Here is a 17,753-nt window from a genome sequence, read left to right on the forward strand (position 1 = left end):
CGGCCCCCGCGGCTGCACGGTTCTTCCCGGGGGCCGCCGTACGGAAACCCGTTCGGGCGGCGTTCCGGTCAACGTCCTGTCAGGCGTGCCACGCACTCCCGGGTCGCCTGGACCTCGGGCCAGGGGACCTCGGCGAGCCGGGCGGTCAAGTCGGCCCATTCCCGGGCGGCTTCGCGGTAGGCGGCCAGTGCGGCCTTGGGCCGTGCGAGGCGCTCCAGGGTCTCCGCGTGCCGGTGCAGGGCCCGCGCGCGGGTCACGGAGCCGGGCGGGGCACCCTCCGGGGTCCGCGCCTCCTCCGCGGCCGTCACGAAGGCCGCGGCCGCGGCTTCCTCCGCCGCCCGGGAGAAGGCCGTGGCGGAGGAGAAGGGCGAGTCCACGGCGCGGCGGTGCAGGGTGAGCCGGGCGGTGCCCAGGTCCAGCCAGGCCTCGGCGCGGGTACGGCTGTCGGGGGCGTGCCGGGCGGCCTGTTCGAGGAGGTGGACGCTCTCGTAGAGGTCGGGCAGGAACGCCTGCCGGTCGAAGCGCAGGGCGAGGGCGCGGCCGAGGAGCAGTTGGACGCGGGGCCGTCCGGGGTCCCGGCCGGGACTCACGGAGAACGCCTCCCGGAGCACCGACTCGGCGCGGGCGAGGGCCTCGGACCCGGGTGCGCGGCGCGCGTGGTGGAGCAGTGACTCGCCCCATTCCGTGAGGAGTTCGCAACGGGCGGTGCTGTAGGGGTCGGTGAGGTCGACGGCGGCGGTGTACGCCTCGTCGGCCGCGGCCCGGCCGTTCTCCCCCGGCGCACCCGGCTCCGACTCCGCCGACACGGCCGCCGCGGTGTGGGCGCGGGCCAGCTCGGTGAGGCGGCGCAGGCGCAGCGGGTCGTCGGCGGCGAGCCGGCCGGCGCGGTCGAGGACGGCGAGGGGTTCCCCGGGCGGTGCGGCGGACAGCCGCAGTGCCGTGGCGAGGTCGAGGAGGGCGGCGCACAGCTGGGGTTCGGGTGCGTCCGCGGCCTCCAGGAGGGCGCAGGCGGCGCGGAGTTCGGCGGCGGCCCCGGTGGCGGGGGGGCGGGGGTCGGGGGTGGTGCCGGCCAGGGCGAGGAGGACGCGTCCGAGGCGCAGGCGGCGGACGGGGCCGTCGTCGGGGAGGGCGCGCAGGGCGTGTTCGGCGGCGAGGAGGTGGTCGCGGTCCCCGTCGTCCTGCCAGCGGGCGTGGTGGGCGGAGGCGAGTTCGAGCGCGGCGGCGGTATGCGGGGCGGTGCCGGGTTCGGCGTGCTCGTGGGCCTCGGTGAGCAGGGCGACGGCCTCCGCCAGGGTCGCCGTGCGGACGGCGGGGTCGCGGCGGACGGCCTCGGTGCCCGCGAGGGCCCGGAGGATGCCGCCGAGCACGAGGCGGGCGCGGATGCCCTCGGGGGTGTCCGCGGGGCGCCGGGCGTGCGGGAGGGCGTGTTCGCGGGCCTCGTGGAGCAGGGTGGGGTCGGCCTGGAGGTGCCAGAGCCGCAACAGGCGTTCGGCTTCGCCGAGTCCGCCGCCCTCGTCCTGTCGGGTGGGGAGCGGCCGGTACCAGCGGACGACGCGGGCGGGCACCCGGGCGAAGAGTTCGGGCTCGGTGCCGCCGCTCTCTTCGTCCGGGCCGGGCCAGGGGCCGTCGCCCGGTTCGGGGTCGGACAGCTGGGCGACGGCGAGCGCGGAGAAGTTGCGGGCGCCCTTGCCGAAGTGCCGTTCGACGTACTCGGAGCAGTGTTTGAGTACGAGGGCGGCGGAGGGCTGGTCCAGGGACTGCAGGAGCAGTTCCCGTACGCCGTCGGCGAATTCGTACCAGTGGCCGCCGCCGGGTCCGGGCCGGGGGCCGGGGAGTTGCCACAGCAGCCCGCTGAGCAGTACCTCGGCGAGTTCCATGGGTCCGGTGTCGGGCAGCATGGCGCGCTGGACGACCTGCATGACGGGGAGCGCGAGCGGGACGGCCGCGAGGTGCACGGCGAGGCGCAGGGCGCCCGGGGAGGCGGTGGCGCGGAAGGCGCGCAGCAGTTCGTCGGCGGTGGGCGGCGGCGCCTGGCCGGGTTCGGGGGCGGTGCGGGCGGGGTGGCCGGGCAGGACCCAGCCCGCGGCGCCGTGCACGGTGGTGCGGCCGGGGCCGGACAGCAGCCGGGCCCAGGCGCCGAGGGCCTCGCGGGTGGGCAGCAGCACCGGTACGGGCAGGGCGCCGGGGGCGGGCCGGGGTCCGTAGCCCTCGGGGTCGAAGCGGAGCCGGCCGCCGGTGCTCGGGTCGCGGCTCAGCAGTCCGGCGTCCGCGGGCAGCGCGGTGCGGGGCCACATGCGGGGCGGCAGGGGCTGGACGACGGCGAGCGGCGAGGTCAGCGACCAGTGGTGGAGCAGTTGTTGGGCGCGGCCTTCCTGCCAGAGGGGGCCCACGCAGTCGCTGATGACGAGGGTGAGGCAGCGGCCGGTGGGGTCGCGGAACTGGCCGGCGGGGCGGGGGTGGAGGGTGGTGCCGTGCTCGCGGTGCGGTTCGGCCGCGGTGCAGATGAGCGGGCCGCCGTCGGCGGACCGGTGCAGATAGTGCACCTGGACGTCGCTGAAGACGCCCAACTGGGCGCAGGTCTGCCGGAGTTCCTCCAGCATCCGCTCCCAGACGACCATGGACGGGGAGGCGTCCATCAGCAACTGCATGGCGGCGGCGCGGCGTTCGCCCCGGTGGTAGAGCGGGTCGAGGACGCCGGTGCGGGCGGCCCGGTCGGCGGTGGCGTCCTCGTCCAGCGGGCCGCGCGGGGGCGCGGCGAGCGGGCGGTAGCCGCGCAGGGGCCGCAGGGCGCGCTGGAGCCCGAGCAGGCCGGGCAGGGACGCGGCCATGGGCACCCTTATGGGGAAGGCCTCCGTCTCCCGGGGCTGCCGTGCCGGGTGCCGGGTGCCGCTCTCGGCGTACACGGACACCGGCTCGGAGCGCTCGCCGTGCCGGGTGGCCGGTGGCGCCGGCCGGTCGGGCATTCCGGGGGCGGGTGTCGGGGTGTCCGGGGCCGGCGGCCGGACGGCCTCCACGGCCGTGGAGCCCGCCGCGGTGTCAGGGTCCGGCGCCGCGGGCGCGGCGCCGGGGCCGGACGCCGGGGTGACCCACCGGGCGAGCCAGACCGCGTCGGCGATCTCCTCGGGGGTCAGCTCCCAGGTCGCGGCCCGCAGGCGCGCGATCAGCTGCCCCAGCCGCTGGTCGGGGGGCGCCGTCATACCTCATCACCTCGGACGGTCCAGTGGCTGCATGAGCCTGTCGGCGAGCCGGTCGCGCGTGACCCGTTCGGCGCGCGGGGCGTGCTGGGTGAGGAAGAGGGCGTTGAGGAGCTGGTCGGCGGCGATGACCTCGCCGGGCTCCCGGTCGAGGAACCGCTGGATGAGATCGCCGCCCTCGGTGACCGCCTCGTCGCCGAGGTGGGCTCTGACCATGGCGGTGAGCTGTTCCTCGCCGGGCGGTTCGAGGTCGAGCTGGATGCAGCGGCGCAACAGGGCGGCGGGGAAGTCGCGTTCGCCGTTGGAGGTCAGCACGATCAGCGGGAAGGTGGTGCAGCGCACCCGGCCGCCGCCGATCACGGCCCGGCCGCCGTCGTCGGTGAGCACCTCGACCTCGGGTTCGCGGTCGGCGATACGCTCCAGCTCGGGCAGGGTGAACTCGCCTTCCTCCAGGGCGTTGAGGAGGTCGTTGGGCAGGTCGAGGTCGCCCTTGTCGAGCTCGTCGACGAGCAGCACCCGGGGCCGGTCCGCGGGCAGCAGGGCGGTGCCGAGGGGGCCCAGGCGGACGTACGAGCCGATGGACGGGCGCCCGCCGCCGTCCGCTCCCCCGGCGCGTTCCAGCTGGACGTCCTGGAGCCGGGCGATGGCGTCGTAGTGGTAGAGCCCGTCACGGAGGGCGGTGCGGCTCACGATGGGCCACCGGAGCACCCTGCCGAGCCCGAGCTCGTAGGCGACGGCGTGGGCGAGGGTGGACTTGCCCGCGCCGGGGTTGCCGGTGACGAGGAGCGGACGGCGGAGATAGAGGGCGGCGTTGATCGCCTCGACCTCGTCGGGGCGCGGATGGTGGTTCTCCACCATCCGGCGCAGGACGCCGAGCCTGCGGGCGGCGCTGGGGTCGGTGTCCGCGCCCGTGTCGGGGCCGGACGAGGCGAAGTCCCGCCAGGGCGGGGGCGGCGGGAGCCGCTCTATGCCGTCGTGCGGCAGCCCGGCTCCCCGGTAGATGCGCCAGTCGTTCACACCGGTCTCCTTAACGCTGGTGTCGTCGCCCCGAGTCCGTCGCGCCCCCGTGCCGCCGTGCCCTCGGGCGGGCCGGGCCCCTGCACGAAAGTACCGTCCCGGGCCCGTACCGCCGGTCCGTGGCACCGTCCCCTGTCATGTGCTTGACGCGTCGTCATGTCGTGGGCCCCGGGCGGAGTCCGGGCGCGCGGAGCGGTACGTCGGGCAGGGGCGGGCGCTCGGGCGAGTCGAAGAGCAGGGCGATCGACCGCGCCCAGAGGACCTCGGGGTCGGGGTACTCGGGGTCGCCGCAGCGGATGCGGAGGCTGCGGATGCGCCGGTGGAGCACCTCCGGGGTCCTGGCCTCGTACACGAGTTCACCGACCTGCCGGTGGAATTCGGCGCAATCCGTATGCCCGGTGGCGCATCTGCGCCAGATGACGAGGGAGTGGCCGGCGGCCAGCGCGGCCTCCAGGGCGGCGGCGCCGGGCCCTCCGGCGACCGGCCCGCAGTAGACGGGGACGGCGGTGTCCTCGACGCCGGACAGCCGGTCGTAGATCCCGTGGCCGCTCTCCCGCCCCGGCCCGTCGTGGCCGCGCAGCGGGGCCTCGCGGCGCAGCGGCACCGCGGTCAGCGGCCCGTGCGCGGCGGCCTTCCAGCGGCGGTGCCACTCGGGGATGGCCGGGTGGTCGCGGCGGCGCCGGTCCCGCAGCACGACGACGCGGCGCTGCCCGAGGGGCAGGGTGTCGGGGTCGATGCCGCCGTCCTCGGTGGCGCCGGGCGGGGAGAGCCGCCAGGAGTCCAGGGGCTCGTCCAGGAGCTCGCGCGGCACGACGACCTCGACGGCCGCCAGGTGGGTGCCGACGTCGCCCTGGCGCACGGCCTCGGCGATCGGCTCGCGCAGGACCTCCTGCAACTTCTCGCGGGGGGCGCCCTGTTCGTCGCTGCGGAGGGTCACGAGGTCGTCGTCGCGGAGCAGTTTGACGCGCCAGGGATAGTTCTCGCCATAGAGGCGGGTGTCTATCTCCACGAGCACGTCGGCGCGGGCCTGCACCTCGGCGACGCCCGGCTCGACCTTGCGGCGCTCGGGCTTGCGCAGCTCGACCTTGTCGATCGGGGGGTCGGGCGGGGAGTCGGGCAGCGGGGCTTCCGGGTCCTCGGCGCCGCCGTGCAGGATGTCGGTGATCTCGTCCTGGATGAAGCGGTCGATCGGCTCCTCGCGCCCGGTGATCCAGCCGCTCAGCTCGCTCAGCGGGCCCTCGTCCGCGGGGTTGCCCATGCGGCTGACGACGGCGGCGACGTGGGCCGCGTAGAGCAGTACGGCCTCCAGCTCCAGGTCCCGTTCGGGGGCGTGCGTCTCGTCGTCGCGGAGGTCGTAGAGCAGGCCGACGCCCTCCCGCCAGGTGCGCGGGTCGTGTTCGATGCCCGGCAGGTAAGGGGCCTGGAGAATCCGCTTCTTGACCTCGCGGACCAGCGCCATGACGTCGCCGGGCTTGTCGGGCTGCGACAACTCGGCGAGCCGCGCGAAGAGGTGTGTCCGCAGGACGGGGGTGAAGGCGCCCGCCCCGGCGGGCCGCAGGGCGTGCTGGAAACCGGTCCAGCTGCCGCGCGTGCCGACCGTGCGGTAGCGCCGCAGGTGGTGCCGGTCGTGGGCGCGGACGAGGGCGTGCAGCCGGTCGCGGCCGGGCCGCTCGTTGGCCATCCGGCGCAGCGCGGTGACGGGGACGGCGAGCCCGGCGGTGTCCTGGCCGCGCCCCTTGCACACGCCGATGACCGCGCCCCGCACCACGTCGACGACGGGGCCGCCGGAGGAGCCGGCGACGGGGATCTCGCCGCGCAGCAGCATCGCGCTGCCGTCGGGCCCGTCGGTGCCGTTGGCCAGGCCGAGGCCGGAGCGCAGGGCCAGGTCGCCGGTCTCGCGGGACCAGCCGTGCAGGCTGATCCGCGCGGGCACGACGGCCGAACGGTCGCTGAGCCAGAGGCACTCGGCGTCCTCGCCGCCGTCCACCTCGACCAGGGCCAGGTCGGGCAGCTTCCAGCTGCGGGGCGGGCGGTCGGGGTCGTCGGGAGGCGGCAGCACCAGGGCGACCCGGCCCTCGGTGGTGCGCTCCCGGTGGTCGGTGATGTCGATGGCCGTACCGCCGCTCAGCACGCCGCCACCCCCGTTCCCCACCACATGGGCACAGGTCAGGACCCACCCGGGGGCGATGAAGAAACCACTGCCCCAGAACCGGGCACCGGTCGGGTCATACCCACCGCCGGGCGCGGAAATGCGCACGACGGCCCGGCGCACGGTCCCGTCGAGGGCGCTCAAGGGGCACTGGGGGTAGCGGGCGGTTCCGTGGGGCCGGGCGGCCGCGGCTCCCCGCGGTCGGACCAGGTGAGGGAGACGGTGATGGACGCCTTGCCCTCCCCGTCGGCGAGCAGGCTGATGACGTGGCCCGCCTTGGCGGACAGTTCGATGCCGAATTCGACCGTGACCTCGTTCGGCGCGACGGCGGCGAGCGCCGGGCGCAGCGAGCCGACGACGCCGTGCACCACGTCCGACAGGCCGCCCGCGAGCCCGGCGACGCGCCGGGCGGCGCCCCCGGCGCTGGAGTCCGCGTAGCCTCCGTCGCCGTCGGGACCGTCCAGTTCGTGCGCCTCGGTGATCCGCGCCCAGACGACCGTACCGTCGTCCAGGCGGACCTGAGTGATCCCGTCTGCCACGCGCCACCCCCCGGATCCGCGTTCTGTTGCAGCAGGCTAGCCCTCGGGCGGGACGGGCGCGAGAGGTTCTGGCCAACGCCCCGCCTATCCTGGGCGGGAAGGCAGTTATGCCCCTGGCAGGCGCCGGACAGTCCTGCCGGTCACCACCTTTGACTCTGACGGAGAGCACGTTGTACTTCACCGACCGCGGCATCGAGGAGCTCGAGAACCGGCGGGGCGACGAGGAAGTCTCCCTCGGCTGGGTCGCCGAACAGCTCCGCGCGTTCGTCGACCTCAACCCGGACTTCGAGGTCCCGGTGGAACGCCTCGCCACCTGGCTGGCCCGCCTGGACGACGAGGACGACGACGACCTGTAGTCCCCGACGGGCCGGGGGCCTCCGGCGGAAAGCGGCTGCGCCGCTTGTCCTCAATCGCCGGGCGGGCTGGATGTGCGGACCGTGGTTCTTTGTCCTGCGGCCCGCAGGCTTGCGGCCCGCAGGTTGCGGACTACGCCGGCAAATCCAGCCCGTCCGGCGTTTGAGGACGCGGCCGCAGGCCGCCCCCGCCGCAGGCGGCGACGGACCCGCACCCGAAAACGGCGAGGCAGCCCAAAATCGGCAAGCCCGCCGGAGGCTAGCCGCTCCGTCGCCACCAGTCGTACGCCACGGTCACCGCACCGTCCACGGCGAGCACCGCACCGGCCGTCGCCCATCCCCGGCGCCCCGACCGGCACGCCCACAGGGCGAGAGCGGCCCCGGCCACGACTTCCGCCGCACCAAGGGTGCGCATGTGCGCATCGAGCGGCCCGCCGGTGAATCCGACCCGCACGGCCTCACGCCACCCCGGCCAGTCGATGGCCTCCGCCGTGGGGAACACGGCGCCCCGCAGGTGGTCCGCCGCCACTCCCGGCGCCAGGCCGGGCGGCAGTGTGAGTCCCGTCCGGGAGAGCACGGCGATCACTCCGAGCACCCGCGCCCCGGCGTCCGCGTCGGGGTCGGGGCGGGTGAGCCCGTCGAGCGCGGCCCCGTCGAGCACGGGGTCCAGGCCGACCCGGGCGCGCAGGGAGCTCATGGCGGATTCCGCGCCGACCGGGGTGCCGTCGGCGAGCCAGCCGTAGCCGACCGTACGGCGGAAGCCCGCCGCGACCACGAAGCCCGCGCCGCTGCCGTCCCACCACAGGCCCACGACGGGCCAGGTCTCCGCCATGCCGAGCGTGTGCGCCCAGTCGGCCGCCGCGGTCGCGAGGTCGGTGCCCTCGGTGCGCCAGGAGTCCTCTCCGGGGATCAGCACGCTCCACCCCTCGCCCGCGGGGGCCAGGAGCAGCGGTTCGCCGAGGAGCTGAGCGGAGGGACGGACGCGGTCGGGTTCGGCTCGGCAGAGCAGCAGAACCCCGGCCGCGCGGCTGTGATCAGTTGCGGACATGCGACAACGCTATGTCACTCCGGAGCCGCTTGACTTCCCGGGACCGCGATATATCGTGTTTATCGAGAGACGCGATATAGGTTGCGTCCGGCGGCCCCGGCCGCCCACCGCCTTGCCGAGACGCCGAGGAGGCCCGCCATGCCGGTCCGGTCGGAATGGTCACTGTCCGCGCCACGCACCATCACCTTCGAGGAGCCGGTCACGGACCTGGCCGCCCGGATCATCGGCGGCACGGTCAATGTCGTGGGCGACGCCACCGGGCCCGCCCGGCTGGAGCTCTCCGAGATCGACGGCCCGCCGCTGACCGTCACCCTGGAGGGCGGGGCGCTGGCCGTCACCTACGACGACGTGTCCCGGAAGAACCTGTCGCAGTGGCTCTCCCCCAAGGGCTGGAGGCGCACCGCGGCCGTCACCCTCACCGTGCCGACCGGCACCCGCGTCGAGGTCGGCGTCGCGGGGGCGAGCGCCGTGGTCTCCAACATCTCGGGCCGTACGGAGATCCGCAGCGTCTCGGGCGACATCACCCTCACCGGGGTGACCGGCGAGGTGCGGGCCGGCACCGTCTCCGGGGCGCTGGAGGCCCAAGGGCTCGGCGGCGACCTGGAGTTCAAGACCGTGTCCGGCGACCTCACCCTCGTCGAGAGCACGGGCCGCAAGGTCAGGGCCGACTCCGTCAGTGGCAACATGGTCATCGACCTCGCCCCCTCCGCCACCGGGCCGGACCTCGCGCTCGGCACCGTCTCGGGCGAGATCGCCATCCGCCTTCCGCACGCGGCCGACGCCAAGGTCGACGCCAACACCACCAGCGGGCCGCTGTCCTGCGCCTTCGACGAGCTGCACGTCAACGGCCAGTTCGGCACCAAGAAGATCACCGGTCGGCTCGGCTCCGGCAGCGGCAGGCTCAAGGCCACGACCGTCTCCGGTGCCGTCGCGCTGCTGCGCCGCCCCGACGCGGACGCCGAGCCCGGCTCCGGCGGCCCCCTCCTGGGAAAGGTTCTCTGATGCCCCCCGTCTTCGCCCACGGCCGGCTGCGGCTCTATCTGCTGAAGCTCCTCGACGAGTCGCCCCGCCACGGCTACGAGATCATCCGGCTGCTGGAGGAGCGCTTCCAGGGGCTGTACGCACCGTCCGCGGGCACCGTCTATCCGCGGCTCGCCAAGCTGGAGGCGGAGGGCCTGGTCACCCACTCCACCGAGGGCGGCCGCAAGGTCTACTCCCTCACCCCCACCGGCCGGGCCGAACTCGCCGACCGGCAGGGCGAGCTGGCCGAGCTGGAACTGGACATCCGCGAGTCGGTCTCCGCGCTGGCCGCCGACATCCGCGAGGACGTCAGCGGCGCCGCGGGCGACCTGCGGCGCGAGATGCGCGAGGCCGCCCTGCGGACGCGGACGAAGGGCCACGAGGGCCCGTTCGGCGAGGGCGAGGCGTGGCAGCAGGCCAAGGAGGACTTCCGGCAGGCGAAGGAGGAGTGGAAGGAGCAGGCCCGCCGGGCGAAGGAGGAGAGCCGCCGCGCCCGCCAGGACGCCCAGCAGGCCCGCCGCCAGGCGAAGCAGGCGCAGGACCACCTGCGGGAGGAGACCCGCCGGATCGCCGAGCGGGTGCAGGAGCGGATGCGCGGCGGCGACTGGCCCAAGGGCCTGGTCGAGGGCGTCACCGCCCTGACCCAGGAACTGGGCAATCTGGCCAACGGCCGCCCGGCCGCGGCCTCCGGGCCGGACGTCACCGTGGAGCGGGTCTCTCCTCCGGAGTGGGCCACGGCGGCCGACGCCCTCTCCAAGGACCCGGCCCGCGATCTGGACCGCCTCCTGGACCGCTTCCGCGACGACATCCGCGACGCGGCCCGGGACCACGGCGTGACCCCGTCCCAACTGGCCGCCTCCCGCGACGTCTTGGCGGAGGCCGCCACCCGTATCGCTGCGCTGCTCACCCCGCCGCAGGGGTGACGGTTCCTTTTCCCCAGCCCCGCCCCTTCCCGAACTGGGGCTGCGTCCCAGACCCCGCAACGCGGCCGCAGGCCGCCCCCGCCGCAGGCGGCGAACCGGCCCGCAGCCGGAAGTCTGGGGTGCGTACCCCAGTTACGGGAAGGGGCGGGGCTGGGGAAATGGCCACGGACACCCGCCCCCGCCCATACGCCCGCACGCGCAGTGCACCCCGCCGCCCCGGCGGCACGCCAAAGCCATCCACCCGCGCCGGCCCACGAATCGCCACCCGCCACCCCCGCACCGCCGCCGGCACGGACACCACCGAAGGCCCCGCACCCACCGGCAGATACGACAGCCGATAGGCCGCTGCACCGTACGACGAACGAACCCCCCGCCCCGCCACGGCCGTCGCGTAAGGCCGGGCCGTCCGCTCCTTGTTCGGGCGGAACCGCCCCGCCGCGTCGACCGCGCAGTAGCCGCCCCCGTAGCACCACACGTAACCGGCCCAGCCGGAGGCGTACCGGGCGAAGGAGGCCAGGGCGTCCTCGTAGAAGCGGGGCATGTTGGGGAGGGACGAGTCGAGCGGGCCCCACTCGCCGATCACGACCGGTATGTGCCGCTCGCGGGGGTAGCGGGTCACGGCCGCCTCGTACGCCTCGATCCAGCGCGCGGCCGGGTCGTAGTCCCGGCCCGCCTCCATGGCGGTGCTGTAGAAGTGCGGGGCGTAGACGACCTTGGGGTCGTGGACGCGGCCGAGGCCGGTCGGGACGGCCTCGCCCACGATCGGGGTCGGCTCCACGAACAGCAGGTGCCGCCGGTCGGCGCGGCGCACCGCCGCCGCGAGCCGGTCGTACATCGGGGTGAGCTGGTCCCGTTCGACGCGCCGGGCCGCGATGGGCCGGTCCTCGCCGGAACGCGGCTTGCCCATCGGCTCGTTGAGCAGGTCGTAGCCGAGCACGGCCGGGTGGCCGCCGAGCCGTGCGGCGAGGAGCCGCCACATCCGGGCCTGGGCGCGCCGCAGGTCCGCGTCCTCGTAGAGGTGCTCGAAGGCGGCCTGCACGGCGGGCTCGCCGTACTCGGCGAACCAGTCGTCGGGGTGCGGGACGTACGCCAGCCCGTCGGTGCGCGTGGCCCACTCGGGGATACCGCGGTGGCCGCCGAAGGCGGGCCCGAAGACGTCCTGGTGGGCGTCGATCACCACGCGGACGCGGTAGCGGTGCGCCCAGTCCAGGATGTGTCCGATCCGGCGGAGGTAGCGCTCGCTGTACTGTCCGGGCCGCGGCTCCAGGTCGTCCCAGAAGACCAGCAGCCGCGCCAGCCCGAACCCGGCGGCCGCCATGTCACGGAAGTGCCGTTCGGTGATCCCGGTGAGGGCGTCGGCGCCGCGGTGGGTCTTGTCCTCGACGTTCCAGCCACGCAGGTCGAGGACCCGGCCGCGCTCGTCGGTCAGCCGCGGGACCGGCCCGTCCGTACGGGCCAGGGCGCCGCCCGGCGCGAGGAGCGCCGCCACCAGGGCGAGCACGACCGTCACCGCTCGCGGACTGCGCATGGCCCGCCCTCATGGGTCAGACGGTCAGGACCACCTTTCCGAACAGGTCACCGCCCGCCATCTTCTCGAAGCCCTCCCGCGCCCGGTCAAGGGGCAGGACGGAGTCGATCACCGGCCGTACGCCGGTCGCCGCGCAGAAGCTCAGCAGCCCGGCCAGTTCCTCCTTGGTGCCCATGGTGGAGCCGACGACCTTGAGCTCCAGGAAGAAGATGCGGTTGAGCTCGGCGGAGGCGGGGCTCTGTCCGCTGGTGGCGCCGGAGATGACGAGCGTGCCGCCGGGCTTGAGTGACTTGACCGAGTGCGACCAGGTGGCCGCGCCCACGGTCTCGATGACGGCGTCGACGCGGTGCGGCAGCCGGGCGCCCGGCTCGAACGCGGCCGCGGCGCCCAGCTCCACGGCGCGCCGCCGCTTGGTCTCGTCCCTGCTGGTCGCGAAGACCCGCAGCCCGGCCGCGGCGCCCAGCGCGATCGCCGCGGTGGCCACCCCGCCGCCCGCGCCCTGCACGAGGACGCTGTCGCCGGGGCGCACACCGGCGTTGGTGAACAGCATGCGGTACGCGGTCAGCCAGGCCGTCGGCAGGCAGGCCGCCTCCTCGAACGACAGCTCCTTCGGCTTGGGCAGCACGTTCCACGCGGGGACGGCCACGCGTTCGGCGAAGCTGCCCTGATAGCGCTCGGTGAGGATGGAGCGCGGCTCCAGCGGGCCCACGCCGTGGCCGGTCTGGCCGATGACGGAGTGCACGACGACCTCGTTGCCGTCCGCGTCGGTCCCGGCGGCGTCGCAGCCGAGGATCATCGGCAGCGCTTCCTCGGAGAGGCCGACACCGCGCAGGGACCACAGGTCGTGGTGGTTGAGGGACGCCGCCTTGACGTTGACGACGGTCCAGCCCGGAGGCGCCTGGGGTTCCGGGCGTTCGCCCAACTCCAGTCCGGCGAGCGGCTGATCACGGTCGATGCGTGCGGCGTAGGCGGCGAACATGGTCCGAACCTACGCCCAGTGCGGCGCGCGGCGGAACCACGCGCCGGTGTGACGCGCGCCGCGCCCGCGTACCCACGCGAGGGGCCGGGACGCGCAGGGGTGGCACGGGACGTAAAGCGAAGCAGTCCCGTACTACCCCGGAGCGTCCCGGCCCCGCACGGTTGCAACGGCGACGAGCCCGAATTCAGCCCGTCCGGCGTTTGAGGACGCGACCGCAGGGAGCCCCCGCCGCAGGCGGCAACGGCGGGACACCCGACAACGGCAAGCGGCGCAGCCACCCCGCACCGTCACAACGGCGACGAGCCAAAAACCAGCCCGTCCGGCGTTTGAGGACGCGGCCGCAGGCCGCCCCCGCCGCAGGCGGCGAACCACCCCACACCCGTCAAAACAACCGCATCCAGCGGAATCAGCGCCGCGCGACCCCGTCCGCACGGGCCGCCGCCGCGACGGCGGCGGTCACGGCCGGGGCGACGCGCTCGTCGAAGGGCGAGGGGATGACGCACTCGGCGCTCAGCTCGTCCGCGACGACCGCGGCCAGCGCCTCGGCGGCGGCGAGCTTCATGCCCTCGGTGATGCGGGAGGCCCGCACCTGGAGGGCGCCCGCGAAGATGCCGGGGAAGGCGAGCACGTTGTTGATCTGGTTGGGGTAGTCGCTGCGGCCGGTGGCGACGACGGCCGCGTACTTGTGGGCGACGTCCGGGTGGATCTCCGGGGTCGGGTTGGCCATGGCGAAGATCAGCGCGTTCTCGGCCATGGTGGCGACGGCCGCCTCCGGGACCGTGCCGCCGGAGACACCGATGAAGACGTCCGCGCCCTTGAGCGCGACCTCCAGGGTGCCGGAGAGCCCGGCCTTGTTGGTGAGGCCCGCGAGCTCGCGCTTGACCGGGTTGAGGTCGTCGCGGCCGACAGAGACGATGCCCTTGCGGTCGCAGACGGCGACGTCGCCGATGCCCGCCTCGACCAGGATCTTGGCGATGGCGACACCGGCGGCGCCCGCGCCCGAGATCACGGCCCGCAGCCCGCCGAGCGAGCGGCCGGTGAGCTTGGCGGCGTTGCGCAGGGCGGCGAGGGTGACGACGGCGGTGCCGTGCTGGTCGTCGTGGAAGACCGGGATGTCCAGGCGCTCCTGGAGCTTGCGCTCGACCTCGAAGCAGCGCGGGGCGGAGATGTCCTCCAGGTTGACGCCGCCGAAGGAGGGCGCGAGGCGGGCGACGGTCTCGACGATCTCGTCGACCTCGCGGCAGTCGAGGGCGATCGGCACCGCGTCCACCCCGCCGAACTGCTTGAAGAGGATCGCCTTGCCCTCCATCACCGGCAGGGACGCCTCCGGCCCGATGTCCCCGAGCCCGAGCACCGCGCTGCCGTCCGTCACGACCGCCACGACCTGGGACTTCCAGGTGTAGTCGTGGACGAGCTCGGGCTGCTCCGCGATGGCGCTGCACACCTTGGCGACGCCCGGCGTGTAGGCGAGGGACAGGTCGTCCCGGTCGCGCACGGGCACGGTCGCCTGGATGGCCATCTTGCCACCGCGGTGCAGCGCGAAGGCCGGATCGAAGAGCCCGTCCCGGGTCTCGTCCGCACCATCGGCGCTTCGGGGATTCACAATCTCCGCTGCCACTTTTTCAACCCCTTTGTCGAAGAACTGTCGAGGGTAGCCGCCCGTGGTTGCGGACCGCCGGGCGCATCGCACCTACGCCCTGGTAGCCCCGGGTCCGGGGATGTGGTCGGTCTTTTTACCGGAAGAGTGCCGCGGCCGCCGAGCGAGTTTCGGCCGTGCGCGGAACCGGCACCGCCACAAGCACGCCAAAGCGTGTCGACTGGTGCCGGAAGTCCATGGAGTGAGACAAGAGGTGCGTGAGATGGATCTCGCACCGGAGAGGCGCACCCGCGGTCCGGTAGTACGACCCGACCTGATACCGCACGGGGATCACCCGTTATCCGATTTTGACATAGCTGGCCCCCCGAACGGTGCAGTCCAGATGGCAAGATGCCCAAATCACACGAGGTCGCTAACACCCGATGGTGTGTGCTTGCGACCCCGTATGTCCCGCCGTGTACCCCGTGCACCACGCAGTGTCAACCCGAGCGTGACCCCAAGCGCCGCCCCCCGGCGCTGACCCCGAGCGTGACCCCCAATGTGATCAGTCGGCTATCCCCTCACCCGCAGGAGGAACCAGCAATGACCGCAAGCTCCACCCCTCGCACGGCTGCCGCCAGGAGTCGTTTGGCCGCGGCCGGCGCGATCGCGGTCGCCGGCGCCCTGCTGCTGACCGGTTGTGGCGACCAGCGGAACAAGAACGGCGGCGGCTCCGAGCAGAGCGCGCAGGGCGGCGGCTCCACGGCCCCGCTCTTCGCCAAGCTGCCCAAGGACATCCAGGACTCGAAGGTCATCAAGGTCGGTTCCGACATCGCCTATCCGCCCGTGGAGTTCAAGAAGGACGGCAAGACGGTCGGCCTCGACCCCGATATCGCCGATGCCCTGGGCAAGGAACTCGGGGTGAAGTTCGAGTTCAACAACGGCACCTTCGACGCCCTGCTGACGGGCCTGCGTTCCAAGCGTTACAACATCGCGATGTCCGCGATGACGGACGACAGGAACCGGCAGAACGGCGTCGACCCCAAGACCGGCAAGCAGGTGACCGAAGGCGTCGACTTCGTCGACTATTTCACCGCCGGTGTCTCGATCTACACCAAGAAGGGCGACACCAAGGGCATCTCGTCCTGGGACGACCTCTGCGGCAAGAAGATCGCCGTGCAGCGCGGCACCGTCTCGCACGACCTGGCGAAGTCCGAGTCCGAGAAGTGCGACAAGGCGGGCAAGGGCACGATCGGCATCGAGGCCTTCGACACCGATCTGGAGGCGCAGACCCGGCTGAAGGCCGGTGGCGTCGACGCCGTGTCCAGCGACTTCCCGGTCGCGGCCTACGCGGTGAAGACCGCGGGCGGCGGCAAGGACTTCGAGGCGGTCGGCGAGCAGGTGCAGGCCGCGCCGTACGGCATCGCCGTCCCCAAGGGCGACACCCAGCTGCGGGACGCCCTCCAGGCCGCCCTGGCGGCGATCATCAAGAACGGTGCGTACGACAAGGTCCTCAAGACCTGGGGCGTCGAGGCCGGTGCGGTCAAGGAAGCCAAGATCAACGGCGGTTCCTGACCCCGGCCGCCGGGCCGTCCCCCTCCGTGCCGCCGCCCCGTCCCCGGGCGGACGGCTCCCCCGCCGTACCCGCGCACGGCGGACGGCCCGCCCGGCGCCCCCTTTCTTCCCCTGATACGGACCGCTGAAAGGCCACACCGTGACTGCTGTTCCCGAAAAGACGGGGCCCGCCGACGCCCCGCCCCCCGCCCGTAAACCGGAGACGATCAAGGCCATTCCGGTACGGCACTACGGGCGGTGGGTCTCCGCCGTCGTCGTACTGGCGCTGCTCGGGCTGCTGGTCAATGCCTTTGCCAACGCCAAGGTCAATTACCACGCGATCCCCGACTATCTGTTCAACTCCTCGGTCCTCACCGGTCTCGGCAAGACCGTGCTCATCTCGGTGCTCGCGATGCTGCTGGGCCTGGCGCTCGGCATCGTGCTGGCGGTGATGCGGCTGTCGAAGAACCCGGTGACCTCGTCGGTCTCCTGGGCCTACATCTGGTTCTTCCGCGGCACCCCGGTCTATGTCCAGCTGCTGCTCTGGTTCAACCTCGCGCTGATCTTCCCGGAGATCAACCTCGGCTTCATCTACCGGGACTACACCAGTTCCTTCATGACCCCGTTCATGGCCGCGCTGCTCGGCCTGGGGCTCAACGAGGCCGCGTACATGTCGGAGATCGTGCGCGCGGGCATCCAGTCCGTCGACGAGGGCCAGACCGAGGCGTCGCACGCGCTCGGCATGAGCCAGGGCAGGACGCTGCGCCGGATCGTGCTGCCGCAGGCGATGCGCGTCATCGTGCCGCCGACCGGCAACGAGTTCATCAACATGCTCAAGACCTCGTCGCTGGCGGCGAGCGCGGCGCAGTACCTCGAACTGCTGCGGTCCACCTCCGACATCGGCCAGACCACCGGCGCCACGGTCGAGATGCTCTTCCTCGCGGCGACCTGGTACCTGATCCTGACCAGCGTGTTCAGCGTCGGCCAGTTCTATCTGGAGCGGTACTACGCCCGGGGCTCGCTGCGCAGCCTGCCGCTCACCCCGTGGCAGAAGGTCAAGGCCAATCTGGCGAACATCGGCCAGCGCACCAAGGAAGGGGCCGGCGCATGACCGCGATGGTGAAGGCGGAGGGCGTGCACAAGTCCTTCGGTGCCGCGCACATCCTCAAGGGCATCGACCTGGAGGTCGCCCAGGGCGAGGTGTTCTGTCTGATCGGCCCGTCCGGCTCCGGCAAGTCCACCTTCCTGCGGTGCATCAACCACCTGGAGAAGATCAACGCCGGGCGGCTGTACGTGGACGGCGAGCTCGTCGGCTACCGGCAGAAGGGCGACAAGCTCTACGAGCTCAAGGACAGCGAGGTGGCCCGGAACCGCCGGGACATCGGCATGGTGTTCCAGCGCTTCAACCTCTTCCCCCATATGACGGCGCTGGCCAACGTCATGGAGGCGCCGGTCCAGGTCAAGGGCGAGTCCAAGGCGGCGGCCAAGGAGCGGGCGATGACCCTGCTGGAGCGGGTGGGCCTCGCCGACAAGGCGGCCAACTACCCCTCCCAGCTCTCCGGCGGCCAGCAGCAGCGCGTGGCCATCGCCCGCGCGCTGGCCATGCAGCCCAAGCTGATGCTCTTCGACGAGCCGACCTCCGCCCTCGACCCGGAGCTGGTCGGCGACGTCCTCGACGTCATGCGCGGCCTCGCCGAGGACGGCATGACGATGATCGTCGTCACGCACGAGATGGGCTTCGCCCGGGAGGTCGGCGACGCGCTGGTCTTCATGGACGACGGCGTGGTGGTGGAGTCCGGGCACCCGCGCGACGTGCTGACGAATCCCCAGCACGACCGCACGAAATCGTTCCTTTCCAAGGTGCTGTAGCGGA

14 protein-coding genes are annotated in these 17,753 nt (G+C 73.5%); 6 read left to right on the top strand and 8 right to left on the bottom strand.

The features are described from left to right. Nucleotides 1-68: 68 nt before the first annotated feature. From ACWD4A_RS16045 to ACWD4A_RS16060, 4 genes are all read right to left on the bottom strand, one after another. Nucleotides 69-3,197: an SAV_2336 N-terminal domain-related protein gene (locus tag ACWD4A_RS16045; RefSeq protein ID WP_451194218.1), complete on the bottom strand. Its 3,129-nt coding sequence runs from the start codon at nucleotides 3,195-3,197 to the stop codon at nucleotides 69-71. Between the two features lie 6 nt (nucleotides 3,198-3,203). Beyond that, nucleotides 3,204-4,211: an AAA family ATPase gene (locus ACWD4A_RS16050; RefSeq protein ID WP_451194220.1), complete on the bottom strand. Its 1,008-nt coding sequence runs from the start codon at nucleotides 4,209-4,211 to the stop codon at nucleotides 3,204-3,206. 154 nt (nucleotides 4,212-4,365) lie between these two features. Further along, nucleotides 4,366-6,504: a VMAP-C domain-containing protein gene (locus ACWD4A_RS16055; protein ID WP_451194222.1), complete on the bottom strand. Its 2,139-nt coding sequence runs from the start codon at nucleotides 6,502-6,504 to the stop codon at nucleotides 4,366-4,368. Then, complete coding sequence (locus ACWD4A_RS16060; RefSeq protein WP_451194224.1) at nucleotides 6,501-6,899, bottom strand: CU044_2847 family protein; 399 nt, start codon at nucleotides 6,897-6,899, stop codon at nucleotides 6,501-6,503. The genes ACWD4A_RS16055 and ACWD4A_RS16060 overlap by 4 nt, the downstream gene beginning before the upstream one ends. A gap of 170 nt (nucleotides 6,900-7,069) precedes the next feature. On the opposite strand from ACWD4A_RS16060, the gene ACWD4A_RS16065 reads away from it, so the two are divergent. After that, nucleotides 7,070-7,255 (top strand): DUF6104 family protein, encoded by a 186-nt coding sequence (locus ACWD4A_RS16065; RefSeq protein ID WP_451194226.1) that lies wholly within the window; start codon nucleotides 7,070-7,072, stop codon nucleotides 7,253-7,255. Nucleotides 7,256-7,511: 256 nt separating this feature from the next. Here ACWD4A_RS16065 and ACWD4A_RS16070 read toward each other — a convergent pair whose 3' ends face one another. Next, nucleotides 7,512-8,300 carry a hypothetical protein gene (locus ACWD4A_RS16070; protein ID WP_451194228.1) on the bottom strand — a complete coding sequence of 263 codons (789 nt, stop codon included), beginning with the start codon at nucleotides 8,298-8,300 and terminating at the stop codon, nucleotides 7,512-7,514. A 138-nt stretch (nucleotides 8,301-8,438) separates the two neighbouring features. Between ACWD4A_RS16070 and ACWD4A_RS16075 the strand changes: the two genes are divergently transcribed. Together ACWD4A_RS16075 and ACWD4A_RS16080 are read left to right on the top strand one after the other, a co-directional pair. Next, entirely contained in the window at nucleotides 8,439-9,302 is an 864-nt protein-coding gene (locus tag ACWD4A_RS16075) for a DUF4097 family beta strand repeat-containing protein (protein ID WP_451194230.1), read from the top strand. Next, the gene (locus ACWD4A_RS16080) at nucleotides 9,302-10,243 is read left to right on the top strand and encodes a helix-turn-helix transcriptional regulator (protein WP_451194232.1); all 942 of its coding nucleotides are present in this window, start codon (nucleotides 9,302-9,304) and stop codon (nucleotides 10,241-10,243) included. Before ACWD4A_RS16075 ends, ACWD4A_RS16080 begins: the two co-directional genes overlap by 1 nt. Here the strand turns inward: ACWD4A_RS16080 and ACWD4A_RS16085 are convergent. The 3 genes from ACWD4A_RS16085 to ACWD4A_RS16095 form a co-directional block, all read right to left on the bottom strand. Beyond that, entirely contained in the window at nucleotides 10,224-11,771 is a 1,548-nt protein-coding gene (locus ACWD4A_RS16085) for a glycoside hydrolase family 5 protein (RefSeq protein WP_451194234.1), read from the bottom strand. The genes ACWD4A_RS16080 and ACWD4A_RS16085 overlap by 20 nt on opposite strands. Before the next feature lie 16 nt (nucleotides 11,772-11,787). After that, nucleotides 11,788-12,750 carry a zinc-binding dehydrogenase gene (locus ACWD4A_RS16090; RefSeq protein ID WP_451194235.1) on the bottom strand — a complete coding sequence of 321 codons (963 nt, stop codon included), beginning with the start codon at nucleotides 12,748-12,750 and terminating at the stop codon, nucleotides 11,788-11,790. A gap of 406 nt (nucleotides 12,751-13,156) precedes the next feature. Further along, nucleotides 13,157-14,368 carry an NAD(P)-dependent malic enzyme gene (locus ACWD4A_RS16095; RefSeq protein WP_451194237.1) on the bottom strand — a complete coding sequence of 404 codons (1,212 nt, stop codon included), beginning with the start codon at nucleotides 14,366-14,368 and terminating at the stop codon, nucleotides 13,157-13,159. 561 nt (nucleotides 14,369-14,929) lie between these two features. Between ACWD4A_RS16095 and ACWD4A_RS16100 the strand changes: the two genes are divergently transcribed. The 3 genes from ACWD4A_RS16100 to ACWD4A_RS16110 all read left to right on the top strand — a co-directional run bounded on the left by ACWD4A_RS16100 (nucleotide 14,930) and on the right by ACWD4A_RS16110 (nucleotide 17,749). Further along, nucleotides 14,930-15,901: an ABC transporter substrate-binding protein gene (locus tag ACWD4A_RS16100; protein ID WP_451194239.1), complete on the top strand. Its 972-nt coding sequence runs from the start codon at nucleotides 14,930-14,932 to the stop codon at nucleotides 15,899-15,901. Nucleotides 15,902-16,040: 139 nt separating this feature from the next. Next, on the top strand, nucleotides 16,041-16,991 hold the full coding sequence (locus ACWD4A_RS16105; protein ID WP_451194241.1) for an amino acid ABC transporter permease: 951 nt from the start codon (nucleotides 16,041-16,043) through the stop codon (nucleotides 16,989-16,991). Next, nucleotides 16,988-17,749 carry an amino acid ABC transporter ATP-binding protein gene (locus ACWD4A_RS16110; RefSeq protein ID WP_451194243.1) on the top strand — a complete coding sequence of 254 codons (762 nt, stop codon included), beginning with the start codon at nucleotides 16,988-16,990 and terminating at the stop codon, nucleotides 17,747-17,749. The genes ACWD4A_RS16105 and ACWD4A_RS16110 overlap by 4 nt, the downstream gene beginning before the upstream one ends. Nucleotides 17,750-17,753 lie beyond the last annotated feature (4 nt).

The organism is Streptomyces sp. NPDC002537 (genome assembly GCF_053594975.1).